The following is an 854-nucleotide window of genomic DNA, read 5'->3' as shown; positions in this document are numbered from 1 at the left end:
GCTCGCCGATGCGGCGGAGGCCGGTGCCGCGCGCCGCGCCGCGGAGCCGGTCAGCTGCACCGTGCCGTCGGCGGACTCGGCCACCGGGTGGTAGCCCAGCTCCTCCAGGCGGCCCATGAGCACCGGCCGCGTAGCGCGGCTGGCGATCACCGTCGGCGCCAGCCGGAACAGCTGCAGGTCGGTTGCGCGCCGGTCGCCGGACAACTCGTCCAGCACGGTCGGTTCGTCGCAGCGCAGGTAGCAGGAGGCGGTGCCGATACGCAGCCGCCCGTGCCGGCGCGCGACGTCGTCGACGAGGTAGCGCAGCGGTTGGGGCAGCCCGGTCGAGGAGTGCCGTTCGAGGAGCGCGATCAGGTCGTCGGCCCCGCGCCCGGCGTCCAGGGCCCGCCGGACGGAGGACTCGGTGAAGCGGTAGACGGTCGCGCCTCCGGTCGACTCCACGTCGGCGGCCAGCGCCAGTTCGCGGGCCAGCTGCGGAACCAGCGGTCCGGGCGCCACGGCCGTGAGGTCGCCCTGCACGAGGATCCTCTCCACCGGTTCGGGCATCTCGGCGGCCAGTTGCTGCGCGGTGGCGGTCGCGTCGCGCTCGGCCAGCGGGGTGTCCTCGCTGTCCAGCTCCGCCACCAGGCTCCGCGTGTATCCGGCCGCCGCCCCGCGCCCGGTCACGCCCAGCAGTGCCGCCTCGTGCAGTGCGGAGGAGACCAGCTCGGTATAGGCCGGGCCCTGGCGGCGGGGGCGCAGCCACGCGAGCCGGGCCGCTACGGACTCCCGGTCGGGCGCGAGGCCTTCGGGCGCGGCCGCCAGCACCCCCAGCACGTCCAGCCGCACGTCCGGGGCCGAGCGCCGGTCGAGAC

At 76.5% G+C, this 854-nt stretch carries 1 protein-coding gene; it reads right to left on the bottom strand.

Translation table 11 applies throughout. The features are described 5' to 3' along the window. A partial coding sequence (locus D452_RS27525) for a helicase-associated domain-containing protein (RefSeq protein WP_017542379.1) occupies positions 1 to 854 on the bottom strand: 854 nt, incomplete at both ends.

This window comes from Nocardiopsis prasina DSM 43845 (assembly GCF_000341265.1).
Classification (GTDB): Bacteria; Actinomycetota; Actinomycetes; order Streptosporangiales; family Streptosporangiaceae; genus Nocardiopsis; species Nocardiopsis prasina.
The sequence above is the reverse complement of the archived record's forward strand: the minus strand, read 5'-3'. Positions and strand labels throughout refer to the sequence as shown.